Genomic DNA, 19,579 nt, shown 5'->3' with positions numbered 1-19,579 from the left:
GCCCACATGGACTTCGAACTCCCCGCGGAGCTGGTCGAGATCCAGCGGACCGTGCGCGCGTTCTGCGAGGCGGAGGTGCGGCCGCACGCCGCCGCGTGGGACGCGAGCGAGACGTTCCCGCGCGAGGTGGTGGCGAAGCTCGGCGCCATGGGCCTGCTCGGCATCACCGTGCCGGAGCGCTACGGCGGCGCCGGCATGGGCGCGCTGGCGGTGGCGGTGGTGGTGGAGGAGGTCGCGCGCTTCGACGGCTCGCTCGCCCTCACCGTGGCGAGCCACAACGGGCTCGGCACCGGCCACATCGCGCGGTTCGGCACCGACGCGCAGAAGGAGCGGTACCTGCCGTCGCTGGCGACGGGCGAGCGCCTGGCCGCCTGGGCGCTCACCGAGCCGGGGAGCGGCTCGGACGCCTCGGCCATGCGCACCACCGCGGTGCGACGCGGCGACGCCTGGGCGCTCTCCGGCTCGAAGACGTTCATCACGCAGGGGACGGTGGGCGGCAGCTTCGTGGTGCTGGCCCGCACCGACCCGGGGCGACGCCACCACGGGATCACCGCGTTCATCCTCGAGCCGGGGATGAGCGGGTTCACGCAGCGCCCCATCCACGGCAAGCTCGGCATGCGCAGCTCCGACACCGCGCAGCTGTTCCTGGACGAGGTCGAGGTCCCGGACGCGCAGCGGCTCGGCGAGGTCGACCACGGCTTCATCGACACGCTGCAGATCCTCGACCGCGGCCGGATCACCATCGGCGCGCTCGCGGTGGGCCTGGGCCGGGGCGCGCTGGAGGAGGCCCGGGCGTACGCGAAGGAGCGCCAGGCGTTCGGCAAGCCCATCGCCGAGTTCCAGGCGATCGGCTTCATGCTCGCCGACATGGCCACCGAGCTCGACGCGGCGCGGCTGCTGGTCCGGCGGGCGGCCGCCCTGTGCGACGCGGGCGAGCCGTTCGGCACGGCGGCCTCGATGGCGAAGCTCTACGCGAGCGAGGCCGCCATGCGCGCCACCTCCCGCGCGATCCAGATCCACGGCGGCTACGGCTACACCCGCGACTTCCCGGTGGAGCGCCATTTTCGCGACGCCAAGCTGACCGAGATCGGCGAGGGGACGAGCGAGGTGCAGCGGATGGTCATCTCGCGGGAGATTCTGAGGTAGTCTCTCGCGCGGAAGGGGAGCGCGCCGGACGGGCGGGACGCCCGTGGCGCGCGCGCGTGGGAGACCATGGGCGAAGGCGAACACACCATCATCGGAAAGATCCCGCGCGAGCGCCTGAACCAGATCGCCTCGCGCAAGCTGTCCGCGCTCGGGATCCCCGTCCGCCTCGGCGCCGACCGCGAGACGCTCGAGGGCGAGCTCGCGTTCGCCGGCCGGGTCCAGCACCCCGTCACCGGCCAGACCATCGCCCGCGGCCGCTTCGTGGTCACCGGCCACGACCACCTCCGCTTCCTCGACGCGCCGCTCTCCGCCCTGGGCGAGGTCAACTTCTACGAGCACGAGCGGGCCACCGGGCTCGAGGTCTCGGTGGCGCAGGCGCTCGGGCGGCACGCCGCGGCGCTCCAGGACCTGGCCGCGCGCATGCGATCGCTGCGGCTGGAGACCGCGCTCGATCCGGAGCGCCTGGCGGTCCGGGCCCTGGTGAAGACCGCCACCCACGCGTTCGAGGTGCTGGGCGGGCCCGAGTCGGTGCGGGTGTCGCGCGTCGCGCCGGTGGGCGGGCGGCCGTTCGAGGTCGCGCCGGACTTCCCCGCGCTCGACCTCTCCGACTTCGCCAGCCCCACCGACCTGGAGATCTACCTGGTCGGCTCGGTGGCGCGGATGCGGCCCGCCGCGCCGGCGCCGGCGCTCACGCCGCCGCCGACCTCCGCGCCGACGCTCGCGGCCACGCCGGCGCCGCGCAACGCGCTCACGCTCGCGGCGCTGGCGCAGGTGTTCGGCGACGACGCCATGCTCGCGCCGAACGCCATGGTCGAGCTGGTGAAGGAGTTCGCCTACGGCAACACCCGCTACCGGTTCGTGGCCAGCAGGGAGATGGGCACCCGGTTCAAGGGGCGGGTGATCGGCCCGAACGGCGACGTCTGGTCGGACCGCTTCGAGCTGGCGAGCTTCCCCGGCACGGCCAAGGTGGTGGCGCTCGCGCTGGGCGCGGCGGATCCGGGCGCGGCTCCGGCGCCACCGCCCGGGCCGGTCGCGGTGGCCTCCGAGGTCCCGAGCCACCTCATGCCGCACCCCGGCGAGATCTGGGTGATGAGCGTGGTGGTGGAGGAGGCGGGCCCGGACGAGGTCCGCTACGTCGGCACCGACATCGACGGCCGGCCCTACGGCGCCGCGCGCGTCCTGAAGCGCTCGGACTTCGAGGCGGTGTTCGCCCAGGAGCGCGGCGGATGGCGCCTGCTCATCCAGATCGACCAGGTGCAGGACGGCAGCGTGATCTACCGGCAGCTCGATCGCCAGCGGCAGCCCATGGGCGCGCCGCGCAAGATGTCCAGCGCGATCCTCGTCGCGAACTTCGTCCCCGAGGCGGCGGCCTACTGATGTCCTCCCCATCCATCGCGGAGCGCGTGCTCGCGGGCGAGATCCGCGCCGCCGCCCGCCTCATGCGCGACCTCGACGACCGGCTCCCCGAGGCCGAGGCCACGCTGCGGACCCTGTTCCCGCGGACCGGCCGGGCGTACGTGGTGGGGCTCACCGGCGCGCCCGGCGCCGGCAAGTCCTCGCTCACCGACCGGCTCATCGGCCACTACCGCCGGCTGGGCAAGACGGTCGGCGTGATCGCGGTCGATCCCACCAGCCCGTTCTCGGGCGGCGCCATCCTGGGCGACCGCATCCGGATGCAGGACCACGCGCTCGACGAGGGCGTCTTCATCCGCTCGCTCGGCACCCGCGGCCACCTGGGCGGCCTCTCGCGCTCCACCTCCGATCTGGTCCAGGTGATGGACGCCATGGGCAAGGACGTCATCCTGGTGGAGACGGTCGGGGTCGGGCAGGACGAGATCGAGGTCGCGACGCTGGCGCACACCGTGGTGGTGGTGGCGGTGCCGGGGCTGGGCGACGACGTCCAGGCCATCAAGGCGGGCGTGCTCGAGATCGCCGACGTGTTCGCGGTGAACAAGGCCGACCGGGAGGGCGCCGACCGGACCGTGCGCGACCTGCAGACCATGCTGGAGCTGCGCCGCACGGTCATGGGCCTGGGGCCTGTGCCGGCCGACCACGACGCGGCGCACCGCTTCACCGGCGGCCCGGTGCCGCCCCAGGGCCCGGCCCAGGCGCCCTGGGAGCCGCCCATCGTGCGCACCGTGGCGGTGCGCGACGAGGGCGTGGCGGAGCTGATCGCGGCGGTGGACGCGCACCGCGCGCACCTCGAGGCCACCGGCGGTCGCCGTGAGCGCGAGGTGGCCCGGGCCCGCGCCGCGTTCGTGGCGGTGCTGCGGGAGCGGCTGATGGCCGGGGCGCTGGCGCGCCTAGAGGCGGAGAAGGGGCGGCTGGACGCGGTGGCCGAGCGGATCGCGGCGCGGAGCGCCGACCCGTACCAGCTCGCGGAAGAGCTGGCTGCGCTGCTGCGGGCCTGAGCGGGAGAGCGGACGATGGGCGAGGATCGAGGACCAGCGCAGGAGCCCGCGGGCGCGCCGCCGGAGCCGGACCCGGCGCTCGACCCGGTGGGCGCGCTGGAGGCGCGGCTCGGCATCGCGGTCACCGACCGCCAGGCCGCCCTGGCCGCGCTCACGCACAAGTCCTACGTGAACGAGCACCGCGAGGACGGGCTGCAGGACAACGAGCGGCTCGAGTTCCTGGGGGACGCGGTCATCGACCTGGCCGTGTCGCACCGGCTCATGGAGCGCTTCCCCTCGGCGCGCGAGGGCGACCTCTCCAAGATGCGCGCCGCGGTGGTGGACGAGCAGGGGCTCGCCGGGATGGCCCGCGCGCTCGACCTCGGGACGCTGCTCCGCCTCGGGCGCGGCGAGGAGCTGACCGGCGGCCGGCAGAAGTCGTCGCTGCTCGCCGACGCGATGGAGGCGGTGATCGCCGCCGTGTACCAGGGGCAGGGGCTCCCGGCGGTGCTCTGCTTCGTGGACCGCTTCCTCGGCGAGGCGTTCGCGCGCGCGGCGGCCGGCACCCTGGACCGCGACTTCAAGACCCAGCTCCAGGAGCTCTCGCAGAGCCGGCTGCGCGCCACCCCGCGGTACCGCGTGGTCGCCGAGCACGGCCCGGACCACTCGAAGACGTTCGAGGTCGAGACCGACCTGCGCGGCGAGGTGCTGGGGCGCGGCGCCGGACGGTCGAAGAAGGACGCGGAGCAGGCGGCGGCGCGGCTCGCGCTGGATGCGCTCGGGCGACGCCTCGCGGTGGAGGCAGGACACGGCGGGGCGGAGCCCACGGCCACGGTCCCCGCGGCCGCACCGCGGGCCGAGGTCACCGAGGCGCCGGCCGCCGCACCGGCGCCGGACGAGGCGCTCACGGCAGCCCCGGCGCCGCTCGCGCCCCCGGAGGCGATCGCCGCCGAGCCGGGACCGGAGGACCGCCGCCCCGACCGCGCGCCGGCCGGGGTGGTCGAGGACCCGGCGGCGACCGCGCACCCGCCGCACGCCCCGGCGCCCCGGCGCCGCCGCGCGGCCCCGTCCGGCGGCCGGAAGGCCGCCGCCCCGGCGCGCACCCGCAAGGCTGCGCCGAAGCGGAAGACGGCGACCGGGAAGGGCGCCGCCAAGGGAGCCCGCAAGGGGACGCGCCCCCGGCGCTGAGGGGCGCCGTCTTTCCATTTGCCGGGGCTCCCACCCGCGACTAGCATCCCGCGGCATGACGCGCTCCTCCCTTCTGGTGATTTCACTGTTCGTGTCGCTGGCCGTCCCGCCCGCCGCCCGCGCGCAGGCGCCCGCGGCCGCCCCGGCCAAGGGCAAGGACCTGTACGCGGTGTTCGAGACCTCGCGCGGCAAGATCGGCGTGAAGCTGCTGCCGGCCGAGGCGCCGAAGACGGTCGAGAACTTCGTCCAGCTCGCCGAGGGCAAGAAGGCGTTCACCGACCCGCTCACCGGGCAGCAGCGCAAGGCGCCGTACTTCGACGGCCTGCTGTTCCACCGCGTGATCCCCGGCTTCATGATCCAGGGCGGCGATCCGGCCACGCGCGGCGCGCCGCTCGGCAGCTCGGCGCAGAAGAACCTCCCGTTCGGCGTCTCGGGGCCCGGCTACAAGTTCGAGGACGAGCTGCCGGCGCCCGGGACCCGCCTGTTCGAGAAGCCCTGCGTCCTCGCCATGGCGAACTCGGGCCCGAACACGAACGGCTCGCAGTTCTTCATCACCGAGGGCGCCGGCGACCGCGTGCCGCAGCTCGAGCCGCGGGCCTGCGACTCGAAGTCGGGCGTGTGCGGCTACACGCGCTTCGGGCAGGGCGTGTGCGGCTGCGACCTGGTCGGCGGCATCGCCCGCGCCGGGAACTCGCAGACGCGGCTGGTGAAGGTCACCATCACCGGCGAGCGCCCCACCTGCAAGTAGCGACAACCCGGGCCCGTGCGCGGGCCCGCCACCCGGCGGCGCGCCGGGAGAGGTGAACCATGGCCGAGGAGCTGTACGCGACGTTCAAGACGTCGATGGGCGACATCGTGGTGAAGCTGCTGCCGGAGAAGGCGCCCAAGACCGTGAAGAACTTCGTGGACCTGGCCGAGGGTGCGCGCGAGTGGACCGACCCGCGCACCGGTCAGAAGGTGACGAAGCCGCTCTACGACGGCACGGTGTTCCACCGCGTCATCCCGGACTTCATGATCCAGGGCGGTGATCCGCTCGGCACCGGCACCGGCGGCCCCGGGTACCGGTTCGAGGACGAGATCGGCCCGGACAACGTGTTCTCGAAGCCCGGCCTGCTCGCCATGGCGAACGCCGGCCCGAACACGAACGGCTCGCAGTTCTTCATCACCGAGGTGGAGACGCCCTGGCTGAACAAGGGGCACACCATCTTCGGCGAGGTGGTCAAGGGCGGGGAGCTCGTCCCGAAGATCACCCGCGCCGGCAACGCCAAGGTCAAGCTCGAGAAGGTCACCATCACCCGCGGCGCGCAGCCCTAGCGCGCGCCGCCGCACGAAGGAACCCGGGCGCCCGCGCCCCCTCCGCCTCGAGCGGACGGGCGCGGGCGCGATCACCTCCATGGCCAGCAAGAAGAAGACCCCGTTCCGCGCCGGCTTCGTCGCCATCGTCGGCCGGCCGAACGTGGGGAAGTCCACGCTGCTGAACCGCGTGCTCGGCGAGCACGTGGCCATCGTCAGCCCCCGCCCGCAGACCACCCGCACCCGCATCCTGGGCGTCCACAACGTCCCGGGCGCGCAGGTGGCGTTCTTCGACACCCCCGGCCTGCACAAGGCCAAGGGCGCGCTCAACCGGCGCATGGTCGAGACCGCGCTGTCCACGCTGTCGGAGGTGGACGCGGTGCTCATGCTCATCGAGGCCGGCACCGGCCCCGAGGGTCGCGTCGAGGTGGGCGAGTCCACCCGCTGGGCGATCGACGAGGTCCGGCGCGCGCGGAAGCCGGCGGTGCTGGGCGTCAACAAGATGGACCGCGCGCCCCGCGCCACGCTGCTGCCGGTCATCGACGCCTACCGCGGGCTGCACGACTGGGCCGACATCGTCCCGTTCTCGGCGCTCACGGGCGAGAACGTGGACACCCTGGTGCAGGCGCTCATCCGGCGGCTGCCCGAGTCCGAGGCCCCGCTGTTCCCGGCCGACGTGCTCACCGACCAGGCGGAGCGCGCGCTGGCGGCGGAGTACGTGCGCGAGCAGGTGATGCTGCAGACGCGCCAGGAGATCCCGTACGCGGCCGCGGTCGAGGTGGAGGAGTTCGACGAGTCCGGCCGGCGCGAGCGCGGCGGGCTGGTCCGCATCTCGGCGCTCGTGGTGGTCGAGCGCGACTCGCAGAAGGCGATCGTGATCGGCAAGCAGGGCGCGATGCTGAAGAAGATCGGCACGCGCGCGCGCGAGGGGCTGGAGCGGCTGCTCGGGTGCAAGGTGTTCCTGTCGCTGACCGTGAAGGTGGACGAGCGCTGGAGCGAGCGCGAGGGCGCGCTGAAGAGGTTCGGGCTGTGACGGCCCCCCGCCCCGTGGTGGCGCTGGTGGGCCGCCCGAACGTCGGGAAGTCCACGCTGTTCAACCGGCTGGCCGGCCGGCGCGTCGCGATCGTGGAGGACGTGCCCGGCGTGACCCGCGACCGCAACTACGCCGACGTGATCTGGGAAGGCCGCGCCGTCTCGGTGGTGGACACCGGCGGCTTCGAGCCCGAGTCGCGCGACCGCCTCATGTCGCAGGTGCGCGAGCAGGCCCAGCTCGCGGTGGACGAGGCCTCGGCGGTGGTGCTGGTGGTGGACGGCCGCGACGGCCTGACCGCGCTCGATCGCAACGTGGCGGACCTGCTCCGGCGCGCCGGCAAGCCGCTGTTCGTCGCGGTGAACAAGGTGGACACCGCCCGCACCGAGGAGGACGTGCCGCTGGCCGAGTTCTACGGGCTCGGGTTCGGCGAGGTGCACGCCGTCTCGGCCGAGCACGGGCGCGGCGTGTCCGGGCTGGTGGACGCGATCGTCGAGAAGCTCGCGCTCCCGCCGCTCCCGCCGGCGCCGGAGGAGGCCGACGAGCCGCAGGAGGTCTCGGAGGCGGAGCGGCCGGTCGGCGACATCCGGCTCGCCATCGTGGGCCGGCCCAACGTGGGCAAGAGCACGTTCGTGAACGCGCTGCTCGGCGAGGAGCGCTTCGTGGTCTCCGACGTGCCCGGCACCACCCGCGACGCGATCGACTCGCTGGTCGCGCACAAGGGCCGGCGCTTCGTGGTCACCGACACCGCCGGGATCCGGCGCAAGCGCTCGATCGCGCAGAAGGTCGAGTCCTTCTCGGTGGTCCGCGCCATGAAGGCGATGGATCAGGCCGAGGTGGTGGCGTGCCTCCTCGACGCGACCGAGGCCGGCGTCGAGCAGGACGCTCGGCTCCTCGGCCTGGTGGCGGAGAAGGGCAAGGCGCTGGTCATCGTGGTGAACAAGTGGGACATCGCCGAGCGCGAGGGCGCCACGCAGGACTGGTACCGCAAGGAGCTCACCAAGCGCCTGCCGTTCGTGGGCTTCGCGCCGATGCTGTTCGTCTCCGCGAAGGAGCGGCGCGGCGTGCACCGCGTGCTGGAGAAGGCCGCGCGCCTGGTGGAGCAGTACCGGGCCCGGTTCCCCACGCCGCAGCTCAACGAGCTGCTCGAGGCGCTGCAGGACGAGCACCCGGCCCCCATCGCCCGCGGGCGCCGGGTGAAGCTCTACTACGTCGCCCAGGTGGCCTACGCCCCGCCCACGTTCGTCATCCAGGCCAACCACCCGGATGGCCTGACCGACCACTACCGCCGCTACATCGAGAACCGGTTCCGCGCCGCGTTCGGGCTGGAGGTGCCGATGCGCCTGGTGTTCAAGGAGCGCCAGCACCGCGCCCGCCCGCGGCGGCCCCGCGAGTAGGGCGGTCGGGCCGGCCCGGCGGGGCGGGCTTTCGCTTGACGCCCCCCGGGTAGCCGCCTAGATTGGCCCGGTTTTCCTCACATTTTCGCCGAGCACGCACCCGAGAGGCGCCATGTCGAAGGACACCGTGATCACCCGGAAGGACATGAAGGAGCCGGACAAGTTCCAGGTGGCGGCCACGCAGGCCGCGAGCTGGGCCGCCTCCCGGAAGAAGCACCTCGTCATCGCGGGCGGCGCGGTGGTGGCGGCGCTGGTGATCGTGGCGGCCGTCTCGGCGCTGCGCGCGCAGCGCGAGCAGACCGCCGGCGCGGCCGCCTCGGCCCTGCTCGCGGCCATGGGCGGCGAGGTCTCGAGCGTGCCGCTCCCCGGCGTGCCCGGGCCGTTCTTCCCGACGCAGGAGGCCAAGCAGCGCGCGGTGATCGCCGAGGCCGACAAGGTGATCGCGGCGCACGGCGGCACCGGCCCGGCGCTGGTGGCCGAGCTGGCCCGCGGCGACGCGCACTACAAGCTGGGCGACTGGGACGCCGCGCTCGCGTCCTACGAGCGCTACCTGAAGGACGCCCCCGCCGACGACTCGTTCCGCTTCGGCGCGCTGGAGGGCGTCGGCCTGGTCCGGGAGGCGAAGGGCGATCTCGCCGGCGCGGCGCAGGCGTACGAGCGGCTCGCCACCGAGGCGCCGAAGATGGCCGACCGCGCCGATCTGGAGCGGGCCCGCGTGCTCGCGGCTGCGGGGAAGGCGTCCGAGGCCAGGGCGCTGCTGGCCGGCTTCGCCGAGAAGCACAAGGACTCGCTGCTCACGCCCGAGGCATCCGAGCGGCTCGCGCGGCTGGGTGGCAAGGAGTGACGGCGCTCGCGCTGGCGCTCGCGCTGGCGGCGGCGCCGGGCGTGTCGTCGCGCCTGCCGGCCGGCCCGCTGGACCTGTACCGCATCGCCTGGATGCGCCCGGTGGTCGGGCCGCAGGCGATGGAGTCGCGCCCGCTCGAGCCGGGCGGCGTGGCGGTGGACCCGGAGACCGGGTACGCCGTGTTCGGCACGCGCGACGGCTGGGTCCACGCGCTCCGGCCGGACGGCTCGGTGGCCTGGGAGCTCCGCACCGCGGGGAGCTTCTGGGCGCCGCCGGCCATCGACCACGGCGTCGCCTACGTCGGGTGCACCGACGGGCGGCTCTACGCGCTGGCGACGGCCACCGGCAAGGAGCTGTGGCGCTACGACGCGAAGGAGGAGCTGGGCACGCGCCCTGCCGTCGCGGACGGCACCGTCTTCGTGATGAGCCTGCAGGACACGCTGTTCGCGGTGGACGCGAAGACCGGCGCCTGGAAGTGGCACCACCGGCGCGAGGCGCGCGCCGGGTTCACGGTCCGTGGCGCCGCCTGGCCGGTCGCCCGCGGCGGCACGGTGTGGGCCGGCTACTCCGACGGATGGGTCGCGGCGCTCGACGTGGCGAACGGCGCGACGCGGTGGGAGCGTACCGTGGCCCCCGCCGGCGACTACCTCGACGTGGACGCGATCCAGCTCGACGGGAAGCACCTGTACGCGACCGCGTTCTCCGGCGCGGTGCTGGCGATGGACGCGGCCACCGGCGATCCGGTCTGGGCCTTCCGCGCCCCCGGCGCGGCGCGGCTCGTGCTCGGGCGCGGGGCCGTGATCGCGGTCACCTCCAGCTCGGTCCACGCGCTCGATCCGGCCGCCGGCCACGTCCTCTGGACGGCGCCGCTGGGCGGCGCGCCCGGCGGCGGCGCGCCGGTGATCGCCGGGCCGTGGGTGCTCGTGCCCGCCGGCCAGGGCGGGCTCCGGTTCCTGGAGGCGTCGAGCGGGCGCACGCTGCGCGTGCTCGACCCCGGCACCGGCATCTCCTCCACGCCGGGCGTCGGCGGCGAGCGCGTGTACGTGCTCTCCAACGGCGGCGACCTGCTCGCGCTCGACCTGCGGTGAAGCGGATCCGCGTCGTCGCGGCCGTCGTCCGGCGGGGCGACGCCATCCTCGTCACCCGCCGTCCCGACCGCGACGGCCTGCGCGGCCAGTGGGAGTTCCCCGGCGGCAAGGTCGAGGCCGGCGAGTCCGAGCCCGACGCGCTCCGGCGCGAGATCCGCGAGGAGCTGGGCTGCGAGCTCACCGTGGGCGCGCTCCTGCTCCGGCACGAGCACCGTTACCCGGAGCTCGAGGTCGAGCTGGCGTTCTACGCCGGCGCGCTCGCCTCGGACCAGGTGCCGTGCGCGCTCGGCGTGGCCGAGATCGCCTGGGCGCCGGCGGGCACGCTGGCCGGCTACGACTTCCTCGAGGCGGACCGGGCCGTGCTGGGCGAGCTCGAGCGCCGCTCGGCGCCCTGACGCGCCCGTCACCGCGCCCGGCGCTTGCGCTTCGCGGGCTGCGGCTTCGGCTCGGGCGGCGGCGGCGTGCCGGCGACCAGCACGCTGAGGCCGGCCGGCGCGTAGGCCTTGCCAGCCGCGTCGTGGAACTCGCGGGTGGCGGCGCCGTCGAGGCGCAGCGTGTAGCGGCTGCCCGGCCGCAGCGGCTCGGAGGGCGAGAGGGTCAGGCGCGTGGTGGTGCCCACCTCGTGCGTGCCGGCCGCGGCCACCGCCGCGTCGTTCGCGTCGAGCAGGGCCAGCCGGGCGTCGGCGCTGGCGACCGCGAGGTCGAGCCGGAAGTGCGCGCCGGCGTCCACCACCGTCTCGGCCTGGAGCGCGAGCGGCAACGCCGCGCCGCCGGGCTCCAGCGCGACCGGGTCGCGGAGCACGGTGAACGCGGCGGCGGGGTCGGCGGCGGCGCCGGGCTGCGCGGGGGAGGGTGCATCCGCGGGCGCGGCCGCGACGGCTGCGCCGGGGGAGGGCGCCGGCGGGGCCTCGACCGGCGCCGCGGGCGCGGGGGTCGCGGCGGCGGGCGCGGGCTGCGCCGGCGAGCCGGCGGCGGGCTGCGGTGAGCGCTCACAGCCCCCGGAGAGCAGGGCGGCGAGCGCGGTGGCGAGCACGGCTCGGGGCATCGGCATGGCGGCCCAAGGTACCACGCGTGCCGCCGCGGCGGGAGCGGAAGCGCGCGCCGCGAGACCGTTTGGGCGCCAACGTTCTCACGGGGCGAGCAGCTTCAGGACGGCCGGATCCTTCTCCTCCTGCGCGAGGATCTCGTGGCACAGATCGCAGTCCGCGCGGATGGCCCGGCCGTCCTCGGTCTCGTGGTCGCCGTCGTGGCAGCGGAAGCACCCGGGCGCGGCCTCGTGGCCGAGCAGCGACGGATAGGTCCCCCAGGCGATGCGCATCGAGGGCCACACGTTGCGCGCCCACGCGTCGCCGAGCTCGCTCGCGGCGCGCTCCACCGCCTCGCGTGGCGCGCCGCCGCCCTCCGGGCCGGCGTAGAACGCGCCGAGCGCCGCCGCGATCCCGGCCCGGGCGGCCTCGTGGGACGGGTACCCGGCGCGGAGCGCCTTCAGCGCCTCGCGGCGCGCGAACGGGAGCGCCGCCGCGTCGATGCGCCCCGCCGCCACCGCCGCGTCCACCTCGTCCTCCGGCGACCGGTACACGTGCGTGGGCCGGTTGTGGCAGTCCACGCAGTCCATCTCGCGCCAGCGCGCCTCGCCGGCGGGCGCCTTCGAGCGGAACGTGGCGCGTGCGCCGTCCGGGCCGGTCAGCTCGACCGTCCCGATGGTCTCGCGCTTCTCGTCGGCGAGGTAGCGGATGCGCACCCCGGGGTCCACGTGCCAGTGGATGCCGCGAGTCCGCGCCCCGAGCCCCTGTGCGCCGCCCACGTGGACCACCAGCACGGTCCGCAGCGGCGTGCTGCCGGCGTCCTCGGCGTGGCGGGTGATCACCTTCAGCCGGTCGCCCACCAGCTTGGTGGGCCAGTGGCACTGCTCGCAGGTGTCGCGCGCCGGGCGCAGGTTCTGGACCGGCGTGGGGATGGGCCGCGGGTAGAGGTCGAGCGCGACCGACACCACCTGCCAGGCGCCGGAGAGCTTCGACTTCACGAACCAGCTCGCGCCCGGGCCGATGTGGCACTCGACGCACGCGACCCGCGCGTGCGCGGAGCGCCGGTGCGCCGAGGCCTCCGGGTCCATCACGCTGTGGCACGACCCGCAGAACGCCGGCGAGTCCATCACCTCGAGCCCCTTGTACGAGGCGATGCCCAGCAGCAGGAGGTTCACCGTGGTGAGGCCGAGGAACACCAGCAGGCGCCGCCGGGTGCGCGGGTGGTTCAGGTCCATCACCGGGAGCGGCGGCTCCGCGGCGCCGCGGGCCGCGAGGCGCACCAGCCGCCGGCGCTCCAGCGCCGCGCCCACCGGCACGAGGATCAGGCCCGCCACCAGCAGCCCGGGGAGCAGCAGGTACGCGAGGATGCCGAGGTACGGGCCGCCCTCCAGGCCGAGCAGGCTGGCGGCGAACAGCACCACCACCAGGACGCCGGAGACCGTGGCCAGCGCCGCCCCGGCGAGGCTCACCGGGTGACGCAGCCAGTCGGCTCCGGAACGGGACGAGGGCATGGGGCGCGCTCCTGCGCCGCGCGGAATCCGCTGCGCGCGCGCCACTCTAGCGCCGGGCGGTGGCGGGGGTGCCGCCCGGAGCGCCCCTGCGTCGCTCGGCCGCGGGTGCCGTTCGCCACGCAGCGGAGTGCCCTCACGGGGTTCTACCGCACTTTCAGTCAACCTCGGGGCGGCATGGGCGGACACGGCGGCGACGGGGGCGCCGGCGGGCGCCGCGCGTCGCTTTCCCTGAAGGACGGCCGATCCGCCCAGCTGTCCGGCGGGTTCGACGGCCCGATGGGCCCGAACGGCGCCGCTGGGCCCGACGGACGCTCGGGGTCCGACGGGCCGGCGGGCCTGGGGCGGATCGAGCCGGCCGCGGCGGCGTCGCTCGACTGAAGGCGCGCCGCGGACGGGCGCGCTCAGGCCTGCGGCTGGAAGGGCCGGCCGTTCACGAAGAGCTCGTCGATCTCGAGCCGGTGGATCCGCGCGCGCTTCACCGCGAGCCGCCGGATCACCAGCGCGCCCACCGCGACCGCGCCGAGCGCGAGCGCGCCCATGCTCGTCGCCGCGAGCGCGGTGCCGATGCGGGCGAGCGCCAGCTGACGGCGCGGACGCTCGAGCGGCGGGATCCTCGAGGTCCTCGAGAGCATCGCCATGGCGGGCATCCTCCGTGTGCGTCGGGTCGGGTGAAGGGTGCGGCGCGCGCGCTGGAGCGGCAACCGCAGAGGCCCGCGCACGGGACCCTCGGGATCACCAAGACGGCTGCAGCCCAGCGAATCCAGCGGATCCCGCGATCCCGCAGGACGTCCGATAATATGGATTATGGTAACTAGACGCGGGGCCCGGGCCGGCGCGGCACGGCGTTCGCGCGATGCTCCGCGGACGCCAGCTGGGACGTGGCTGCTCGGGAGTTCGCTTCGCCCTGCCCGGCGCGGAGGCGCCGATCGCGGCGCGCGGAGCGGTCAGAGCCCGGCGCCGCGCTTGGCGGCGGGACGGAGCTGCGGATCGGCGGCGGGATCGTCGTGCTGCGGGACCGCGACGGCCAGCCCGGGCAGCGGCACCTGGGCGTCCCCGGCGCCGAGCGTCCGCGCCGCCGCGGCGGCCTCGATCGCGGCGTCGTGCACGTGGTGGTGCTCCGGGTGCTTGCAGCACCCCTCCTGCCGCGCGAGGACCTTCACGATGCGCGGCGCGCGCGCGGCCTCGGCGACGGCGCACGGGCACTGCTCGGCGCCCTCCGACGACAGCCGCTCCTGGATGCTGGCGAGCGCGTCGAGCAGCTCCTTCTTCACCCGCCGCATGCGCTCGAGCCGGCGCTGCGCCTGCTCCAGGTGGCCGGCCAGGACCTGCTGGAACCGGATGGCGAACTCGGCCGCGGTGACGCACCCGCTGCGCAGCTCGAGCAGCGTGCGGATCTCGCCCAGCGCCAGGCCCAGCTCCCGGAGATCGGTGATGAGCCGCAGCCGCTCCAGCTCGTCCTCGGTGTAGCGCCGGTGCCCGCCGTCGCTGACCTCCGCCGGGCGCAGCAGGCCCTCTTCCTCGTAGAAGCGGATGGTCCGGACGGTGTTCCCCGTCGCTCGGGCGAGGTCCCCTGACGAGAGGTCGGCACTCATGGCGCGAGTCACCTAACCGCGCGAATCGACGATGTCAATGCGCTCACCCGCGCACCTGCCGCACCCCGATTTCGGGAGAGCGTTCGGCTTGACCGGGGTCGCCGTCGGCCGTTATGTGCAGCCCGCTGGCGCACCGCTTCGCGGGCGCGACCCTGAGGAGCATCCGAGATGAGCAACCTGGTGGCGGTCGCCGGCCGCAAGGGGCGCGGGGCCCACGAGGCGAGCGCCGCGACCATCGACCTGTATGCGGAGGCCCCGCTGCCGACGGAGCGCGGCCTGTTCCGCGCGGTGGTGTTCCGGGAGCGCCGCACCGGCGTCGAGCACGTGGCCATGGTGATGGGCGACGTGGCCGGCGAGTCCGTCGCGGTGCGCGTCCACTCCGAGTGCCTCACCAGCGAGGTGCTCGGCTCGCTGAAGTGCGACTGCCGCGCGCAGCTCGACCGCGCGCTCGACCTCATCGCGGCCCGCGGCCGCGGCGCGCTCCTGTACCTGCGCCAGGAAGGCCGCGGCATCGGGCTCGGCAACAAGATCCGCGCCTACGCGCTTCAGGCCCAGGGGCACGACACCTACGAGGCGAACCGGCTGCTCGGGTTCCCCGACGACCTGCGGCGCTACGACGTCGCCGCCGAGATGCTTCGCCTGCTGGGCGTGCGCTCGGTGGAGCTCATCACGAACAACCCGCAGAAGCTCTCCGGGCTGGCCGAGGCCGGCGTCCCGGTGCGGGGGCGGATCCAGCTGCCCTCCCCGGCCAACCCGTTCAACGTCGAGTACCTGCGGGTGAAGCGCGAGCGGACCGGGCACCTCATCCAGACCGACGACGACGGCACCGCGCGCACCGCCTGACCGCCCGCGGCGCGGCGCGCCTAACCGCGCGCCGGCGCCCCGCCGTCCTTCAGGAGCTCCCGCGCGATCACGAGGCGCTGGATCTCGCTCGTGCCCTCGTAGATGGTCTGCACCCGCGCGTCGCGGAAGTAGCGCGCCACCGGGAAGTCCTCGGTGTAGCCGACCCCGCCGTGGATCTGCACCGCGCGGCCCACCGCCCGCTGCGCGGCCTCCGAGGCCCACAGCTTCGCCATCGACGCCTCGCGCGTGAACGGCCGCCCGGCCTCCTTGAGCGCCGCCGCGCGGAGCGCCAGCAGCCGCGCCGTGTCGTGCTCCACCGCCATGTCCGCGAGCATGAACGCGACCGCCTGGTGCTCGGCGATGGGGACTCCGAACGCCTGCCGGTCCCGCGCGTAGCGGACGCTCGCGTCGAGGGCGGCACGGATGGTGCCGGTCGCCTGCGAGGCGATCCCGACGCGGCCGCCGTCCAGCGCCGCGAACGCCACCCGCAGCCCCTGGCCCACCTCGCCGAGGCGCGCCGAGTCCGGTACCTCGCACCCGTCGAACGAGAGGGCCACGGTGGAGCTGGCGCGGATCCCGAGCTTGTCCTCGTGCCGCCCCACCAGCAGCCCGGGGGTGCCCTGCTCGACCAGGAACGCGGTCACCCCGCCGCCCCCGCCCGCCTCCGCCGGCCCGGTGCGCGCCCAGACCACCAGCACCCCGGCCACGTCGCCGCTCGTGATCCACTGCTTGGCGCCGTCGATCACCCAGCCATCGCCCCGGCGGACCGCCCGCGTGCGCATGGCGCCCGCGTCGCTGCCGGCCTGCGGCTCGGAGAGCGCGAACGCGCCGGCCAGCACCTCGGCGGCGGCGAGCCGCGGCAGGTGGCGCTGCTTCTGCGCCTCGGTGCCGAACCGCGCGATGAGCTCGCCCACCATGTTGGTGACGGCCATGGTCACCGCGGTGGCGCAGTCGGCCGCCGCGATCTCCATGATCGCGAGCGCGTACGCCACCGCGCCGGCCTCCGAGCCGCCGTACGCCGCCGGGACGTTCACCGCCAGCAGTCCCAGCTCCCCCAGGCCGCGGATCAGGTCCGCCGGGAAGCGCCGCAGCCGGTCGTTCTCGGCCGCGGCCGGCGCGACCTCCTCGCGGGCGAAGGCGCGCGCCGTGTCCTGGATCGCGCGCTGGGTGTCGTCGAGCTCGAAGTCCATGCAGGATCCGGGTGTGGCTCCGCCCGGCGCGGGGCCGCCCTGGGCGGGGTCGCCGGTGGAGCGCTCGGTCGAGGTGCCGGCGGCTAGCCCTTCAGCACCGAGGCGGAGATCACGAGGCGCTGGATCTCGCTGGTGCCCTCGTAGATCTCGGTGATGCGGCTGTCGCGCCAGTGGCGCTCCACGTCGAACTCCTTCACGTACCCATAGCCGCCGTGGATCTGGATCGCCTTCGAGGTGACGCGCTCGCTCATCTCGGAGGCGAAGAGCTTCGCCATGGCGCTCTCGGCGCTGTGGCGCACGCCGCGGTCCTTTGCGGAGGCGGCGCGCAGCACCAGGAGCCGGGCCGCGTCGATCTCGGTGGCCATGTCGGCGAGCATGAACTGGATGGCCTGGAACTGGGTGATGGGCTGGCCGAACGCCTTGCGCTCCTTGGCGTAGGCCACCGCCTCCTCGAACGCCGCCACCGCGATGCCGAGCGCCTGGCCGGCGATGCCGATCCGGCCGCCGTCGAGCGTGCCCATGGCGATCTTGAACCCGTCGCCCTCCTCGCCGAGCCGGTGGCGGGCCGGGATGGCGCAGCCCTCGAAGAACAGGGAGCAGGAGCCGGAGGCCCGGATGCCCACCTTGTCGTCCGGCTTGCCGCGGCTGAACCCGCGCGCGTCGGTCGGCACCAGGAAGGCGCTGATGCCCTTGTGCCGCTTCGCCTTGTCGGTCATGGCGAACACGAGCACCGCGTCGGCCTGCGGCCCGTTGGTGATGAAGTTCTTGGTGCCGTCGAGCACGTACTCGTCGCCGCGCCGGACCGCCACGGTGCGCATCTCGGCCGCGTCCGAGCCGCTCATGGGCTCGGTGAGCGCGAAGCAGCCGAGCTTCTCGCCGCGCGCGTACGGCTCGAGGAACTCCTTGCGCTGGGCGTCGCTGCCGTACTTCAGCACCGGGTCGCAGTAGAGCGAGTTCGACACGCTCATGATGACGCCGGTGCCGGCGCAGCCGCGCGAGATCTCCTCCATCGCGAGCGCGTACGACACGTTGTCCATCCCGGCGCCGCCCCACTCCGCCGGCACGGCCACGCCCATCAGCCCCATCTCGCCGAGCTGCTTCACGGCGGCGGCGGGGAACTCGTGGTCGCGGTCCCAGCGCCGCGCGTGCGGCTTGAGCTCGCGATCGGCGAACTCCCGGCAGAGGTCCCGGACCTGGCGCTGCTCCTCGGTGAGCTGGATGTCCATGGAACGTCCTTTCTGGAAGGTGCAGCCTCGGCGCGCAGCGTCTCAGGCCACCGCGCCCTGCGTCAACGGTGCGTCAACGCCCGCTCCAGCGCGCCGCGCGCTTCTCCAGGAACGCGCGCATGCCCTCCTTCGCGTCCTCGCCGCCGAACAGCGCCGCGAACCCCTGCCGCTCGAGCGCGTTCGCCTCGGAGAGCGCCAGGTCGGCGCCCTGCTGCATGACCTTCTTCGCCTGGGCCACCGCCACCGGGCCGCGCGACGCCACCGCCCGCGCCTTGGCCCGGGCGTGGTCGAGCAGCGCCGCCGGCGCCAGCACGTCGAGCGCCAGGCCGATGGCCTTCGCGGTGGCGGCGTCCACGCTCTCGCCGGTGAGCACCAGCTCCTTCGCGCGCATCAGGCCCACCCGCCGCGTGAGCCGCTGGGTCCCGCCGAACCCCGGGATGAGCCCCAGGTTCACCTCGGGCTGGCCGAACTTCGCCCGCTCGCTCGCGTAGACGAGGTCGCACGCCAGCGTCAGCTCGCAGCCGCCGCCCAGCGCGAAGCCGTTCACCGCCGCGACCGTCACCACCGGCAGCGCCTCGAGCTGCGCGAACACCCGGTGGCCCAGCGCCGCGAACTCGCGCGCCTCCGACGGCCCCATCCCCGCCATGGCCGCGATGTCGGCGCCGGCCACGAACGCCTTCTCGCCGGCGCCGGTCACCACCACCGCGCGGACCGCAGGATCCCGGGCCGCCTCCTCCAGCGCCGCCCCGAGCTCCTGCAGCGTGCGCTGGTCGAGCGCGTTGAGCTGCTTCGGGCGGTTCACGGTGAGGGTGCCGATCCCGTCGGCGACCTCCCAGAGCACGTTCTCGTAGGCCATGGCGTCCTCGCGCTAGCCGTAGGTGTAGAAGCCGCGCCCGCTCTTGCGGCCGTTCCAGCCCGCCGCCACGTAGCTCCGCAGCAGCGGCGCGGGCCGGTACTTGTCGTCGCCCAGCTCGCGGTGGAGCACCTCGGCGATGAACAGGCAGGTGTCGAGCCCGATGAAGTCGGCCAGCGTGAGCGGGCCCATCGGGTGGTTGAGGCCGAGCTTCACCGCGGTGTCGATGTCCTCCGGCGAGGCGAGGCCCTCCTGCAGCGCGAAGCAGGCCTCGTTCAGCAGCGGGATGAGGATCCGGTTCACGATGAAGCCGGGCGAGTCCTTGGAGGTGACGGTGGTCTTCCCGAAGCGCTTCGCGAGCGCCATCACCGCCTGGTAGGTCTCGTCGGAGGTCTGCAGTCCGCGGATGACCTCGATGAGCTGCATCACCGGCGGCGGGTTCATGAAGTGCATCCCCACGAACCGGTCCGGCCGGCGGGTCCCGGCGGCGAGCTTGGTGATCGAGATCGAGCTGGTGTTGGACGCGAGGATGGCGCCCGGCGCGAGCACCGCGTCGAGCCGGCGGAACAGGTCGGCCTTCACCGCCTCCTGCTCCACCACCGCCTCGATGGCGAGGTCGGCGCCCGCGCAGTCCTCGATCCGGTCCACCGCACGGATCCGGCCCAGCACCGCCTCCCGCTCCGCCGCCGCCAGCTTCCCCTTCTCCACCCCCTTCGCGAGCGCCGCGCCGAGCCGCTCCACCGCGCGCCGCGCCAGCTCGGGCGTGGCGTCCGCCACCTGCACCGAGAGCCCGGCCTGGGCCGCCACCTGCGCGATGCCCGAGCCCATCTGCCCCGCGCCCACCACCGCCAGCCGCTCGATCCCGCTGCCCATGCTCCCTCCGTCGCTCGGGTGTGGCCCTGCGGCCGTGCGCCGTCGCGGCGCGACCATGCCGGGCTTGTCAGCGAACGTTCGAGCGTGTGA

The 19,579-nt window shown here is 74.8% G+C and carries 20 protein-coding genes; 12 read left to right on the top strand and 8 right to left on the bottom strand.

Annotated elements, in window-relative coordinates; genetic code table 11:
• Positions 1-6: 6 nt before the first annotated feature.
• The 11 genes from A2CP1_RS11555 (at position 7) to A2CP1_RS11505 (ending at position 10,771) form a co-directional block, all read left to right on the top strand.
• Complete coding sequence (locus tag A2CP1_RS11555; RefSeq protein WP_012633471.1) at positions 7-1,146, top strand: acyl-CoA dehydrogenase family protein; 1,140 nt, start codon at positions 7-9, stop codon at positions 1,144-1,146.
• A 66-nt stretch (positions 1,147-1,212) separates the two neighbouring features.
• Positions 1,213-2,523, top strand: a complete 1,311-nt coding sequence (locus tag A2CP1_RS11550) for a hypothetical protein (protein ID WP_012633470.1) — start codon at positions 1,213-1,215, stop codon at positions 2,521-2,523.
• Positions 2,523-3,557 (top strand): methylmalonyl Co-A mutase-associated GTPase MeaB, encoded by a 1,035-nt coding sequence (gene meaB / locus A2CP1_RS11545; protein WP_012633469.1) that lies wholly within the window; start codon positions 2,523-2,525, stop codon positions 3,555-3,557. Before A2CP1_RS11550 ends, meaB begins: the two co-directional genes overlap by 1 nt.
• A gap of 15 nt (positions 3,558-3,572) precedes the next feature.
• Complete coding sequence (gene rnc / locus A2CP1_RS11540; RefSeq protein WP_012633468.1) at positions 3,573-4,724, top strand: ribonuclease III; 1,152 nt, start codon at positions 3,573-3,575, stop codon at positions 4,722-4,724.
• 55 nt (positions 4,725-4,779) lie between these two features.
• Positions 4,780-5,472 (top strand): peptidylprolyl isomerase, encoded by a 693-nt coding sequence (locus tag A2CP1_RS11535; RefSeq protein ID WP_012633467.1) that lies wholly within the window; start codon positions 4,780-4,782, stop codon positions 5,470-5,472.
• Positions 5,473-5,531: 59 nt separating this feature from the next.
• Positions 5,532-6,038: a peptidylprolyl isomerase gene (locus tag A2CP1_RS11530; protein WP_012633466.1), complete on the top strand. Its 507-nt coding sequence runs from the start codon at positions 5,532-5,534 to the stop codon at positions 6,036-6,038.
• Positions 6,039-6,117: 79 nt separating this feature from the next.
• Entirely contained in the window at positions 6,118-7,050 is a 933-nt protein-coding gene (gene era / locus A2CP1_RS11525; RefSeq protein ID WP_012633465.1) for a GTPase Era, read from the top strand.
• The gene (der, locus tag A2CP1_RS11520; RefSeq protein WP_012633464.1) at positions 7,047-8,444 is read left to right on the top strand and encodes a ribosome biogenesis GTPase Der; all 1,398 of its coding nucleotides are present in this window, start codon (positions 7,047-7,049) and stop codon (positions 8,442-8,444) included. The genes era and der overlap by 4 nt, the downstream gene beginning before the upstream one ends.
• A gap of 112 nt (positions 8,445-8,556) precedes the next feature.
• A complete protein-coding gene (locus tag A2CP1_RS11515; RefSeq protein WP_012633463.1) occupies positions 8,557-9,288 on the top strand; it encodes a tetratricopeptide repeat protein in 732 nt (243 codons plus the stop codon).
• On the top strand, positions 9,285-10,376 hold the full coding sequence (locus tag A2CP1_RS11510; RefSeq protein WP_012633462.1) for an outer membrane protein assembly factor BamB family protein: 1,092 nt from the start codon (positions 9,285-9,287) through the stop codon (positions 10,374-10,376). The genes A2CP1_RS11515 and A2CP1_RS11510 overlap by 4 nt, the downstream gene beginning before the upstream one ends.
• Positions 10,373-10,771, top strand: coding sequence for a (deoxy)nucleoside triphosphate pyrophosphohydrolase (locus A2CP1_RS11505; RefSeq protein WP_012633461.1), 399 nt, complete (start codon positions 10,373-10,375; stop codon positions 10,769-10,771). The genes A2CP1_RS11510 and A2CP1_RS11505 overlap by 4 nt, the downstream gene beginning before the upstream one ends.
• Positions 10,772-10,779: 8 nt before the next feature.
• Here the strand turns inward: A2CP1_RS11505 and A2CP1_RS11500 are convergent, their stop codons facing one another.
• From A2CP1_RS11500 to A2CP1_RS11480, 4 genes are all read right to left on the bottom strand, one after another.
• On the bottom strand, positions 10,780-11,427 hold the full coding sequence (locus A2CP1_RS11500) for a hypothetical protein (RefSeq protein WP_012633460.1): 648 nt from the start codon (positions 11,425-11,427) through the stop codon (positions 10,780-10,782).
• Between the two features lie 78 nt (positions 11,428-11,505).
• Positions 11,506-12,912, bottom strand: coding sequence for a cytochrome c3 family protein (locus tag A2CP1_RS11495; protein ID WP_012633459.1), 1,407 nt, complete (start codon positions 12,910-12,912; stop codon positions 11,506-11,508).
• A 401-nt stretch (positions 12,913-13,313) separates the two neighbouring features.
• Entirely contained in the window at positions 13,314-13,550 is a 237-nt protein-coding gene (locus A2CP1_RS11485; RefSeq protein ID WP_012633457.1) for a hypothetical protein, read from the bottom strand.
• A 306-nt stretch (positions 13,551-13,856) separates the two neighbouring features.
• Positions 13,857-14,504, bottom strand: a complete 648-nt coding sequence (locus A2CP1_RS11480; RefSeq protein ID WP_012633456.1) for a helix-turn-helix domain-containing protein — start codon at positions 14,502-14,504, stop codon at positions 13,857-13,859.
• Between the two features lie 168 nt (positions 14,505-14,672).
• On the opposite strand from A2CP1_RS11480, the gene ribA reads away from it, so the two are divergent.
• On the top strand, positions 14,673-15,347 hold the full coding sequence (gene ribA, locus A2CP1_RS11475) for a GTP cyclohydrolase II (protein ID WP_012633455.1): 675 nt from the start codon (positions 14,673-14,675) through the stop codon (positions 15,345-15,347).
• Positions 15,348-15,367: 20 nt separating this feature from the next.
• On the opposite strand, the gene A2CP1_RS11470 is transcribed toward ribA, so the two are convergent.
• From A2CP1_RS11470 to A2CP1_RS11455, 4 genes are all read right to left on the bottom strand, one after another.
• Positions 15,368-16,537, bottom strand: a complete 1,170-nt coding sequence (locus tag A2CP1_RS11470; protein WP_012633454.1) for an acyl-CoA dehydrogenase family protein — start codon at positions 16,535-16,537, stop codon at positions 15,368-15,370.
• Between the two features lie 83 nt (positions 16,538-16,620).
• Positions 16,621-17,763, bottom strand: coding sequence for an acyl-CoA dehydrogenase (locus A2CP1_RS11465; RefSeq protein WP_012633453.1), 1,143 nt, complete (start codon positions 17,761-17,763; stop codon positions 16,621-16,623).
• 73 nt (positions 17,764-17,836) lie between these two features.
• Positions 17,837-18,619, bottom strand: coding sequence for an enoyl-CoA hydratase-related protein (locus tag A2CP1_RS11460; RefSeq protein WP_012633452.1), 783 nt, complete (start codon positions 18,617-18,619; stop codon positions 17,837-17,839).
• Between the two features lie 12 nt (positions 18,620-18,631).
• The gene (locus A2CP1_RS11455; RefSeq protein ID WP_012633451.1) at positions 18,632-19,489 is read right to left on the bottom strand and encodes a 3-hydroxyacyl-CoA dehydrogenase family protein; all 858 of its coding nucleotides are present in this window, start codon (positions 19,487-19,489) and stop codon (positions 18,632-18,634) included.
• Positions 19,490-19,579: the final 90 nt, after the last annotated feature.

The organism is Anaeromyxobacter dehalogenans 2CP-1 (genome assembly GCF_000022145.1).
Taxonomy (GTDB): Bacteria; Myxococcota; Myxococcia; order Myxococcales; family Anaeromyxobacteraceae; genus Anaeromyxobacter; species Anaeromyxobacter dehalogenans.
The sequence above is the reverse complement of the archived record's forward strand: the minus strand, read 5'-3'. Positions and strand labels throughout refer to the sequence as shown.

Excerpts from the sequence above, each read along its gene's own strand:
- A2CP1_RS11485 (WP_012633457.1), bottom strand. The coding sequence starts at position 13,550 with ATGGCGATGCTCTCGAGGACCTCGAGGATCCCGCCGCTCGAGCGTCCG.
- A2CP1_RS11480 (WP_012633456.1), bottom strand. The coding sequence starts at position 14,504 with ATGAGTGCCGACCTCTCGTCAGGGGACCTCGCCCGAGCGACGGGGAAC.
- era (WP_012633465.1), top strand. The coding sequence starts at position 6,118 with ATGGCCAGCAAGAAGAAGACCCCGTTCCGCGCCGGCTTCGTCGCCATC.
- A2CP1_RS11535 (WP_012633467.1), top strand. The coding sequence starts at position 4,780 with ATGACGCGCTCCTCCCTTCTGGTGATTTCACTGTTCGTGTCGCTGGCC.
- A2CP1_RS11455 (WP_012633451.1), bottom strand. The coding sequence starts at position 19,489 with ATGGGCAGCGGGATCGAGCGGCTGGCGGTGGTGGGCGCGGGGCAGATG.
- A2CP1_RS11465 (WP_012633453.1), bottom strand. The coding sequence starts at position 17,763 with ATGGACATCCAGCTCACCGAGGAGCAGCGCCAGGTCCGGGACCTCTGC.
- A2CP1_RS11500 (WP_012633460.1), bottom strand. The coding sequence starts at position 11,427 with ATGCCGATGCCCCGAGCCGTGCTCGCCACCGCGCTCGCCGCCCTGCTC.
- A2CP1_RS11550 (WP_012633470.1), top strand. The coding sequence starts at position 1,213 with ATGGGCGAAGGCGAACACACCATCATCGGAAAGATCCCGCGCGAGCGC.
- A2CP1_RS11515 (WP_012633463.1), top strand. The coding sequence starts at position 8,557 with ATGTCGAAGGACACCGTGATCACCCGGAAGGACATGAAGGAGCCGGAC.
- ribA (WP_012633455.1), top strand. The coding sequence starts at position 14,673 with ATGAGCAACCTGGTGGCGGTCGCCGGCCGCAAGGGGCGCGGGGCCCAC.
- meaB (WP_012633469.1), top strand. The coding sequence starts at position 2,523 with ATGTCCTCCCCATCCATCGCGGAGCGCGTGCTCGCGGGCGAGATCCGC.
- A2CP1_RS11460 (WP_012633452.1), bottom strand. The coding sequence starts at position 18,619 with ATGGCCTACGAGAACGTGCTCTGGGAGGTCGCCGACGGGATCGGCACC.
- A2CP1_RS11495 (WP_012633459.1), bottom strand. The coding sequence starts at position 12,912 with ATGCCCTCGTCCCGTTCCGGAGCCGACTGGCTGCGTCACCCGGTGAGC.
- rnc (WP_012633468.1), top strand. The coding sequence starts at position 3,573 with ATGGGCGAGGATCGAGGACCAGCGCAGGAGCCCGCGGGCGCGCCGCCG.
- A2CP1_RS11470 (WP_012633454.1), bottom strand. The coding sequence starts at position 16,537 with ATGGACTTCGAGCTCGACGACACCCAGCGCGCGATCCAGGACACGGCG.
- A2CP1_RS11530 (WP_012633466.1), top strand. The coding sequence starts at position 5,532 with ATGGCCGAGGAGCTGTACGCGACGTTCAAGACGTCGATGGGCGACATC.
- A2CP1_RS11555 (WP_012633471.1), top strand. The coding sequence starts at position 7 with ATGGACTTCGAACTCCCCGCGGAGCTGGTCGAGATCCAGCGGACCGTG.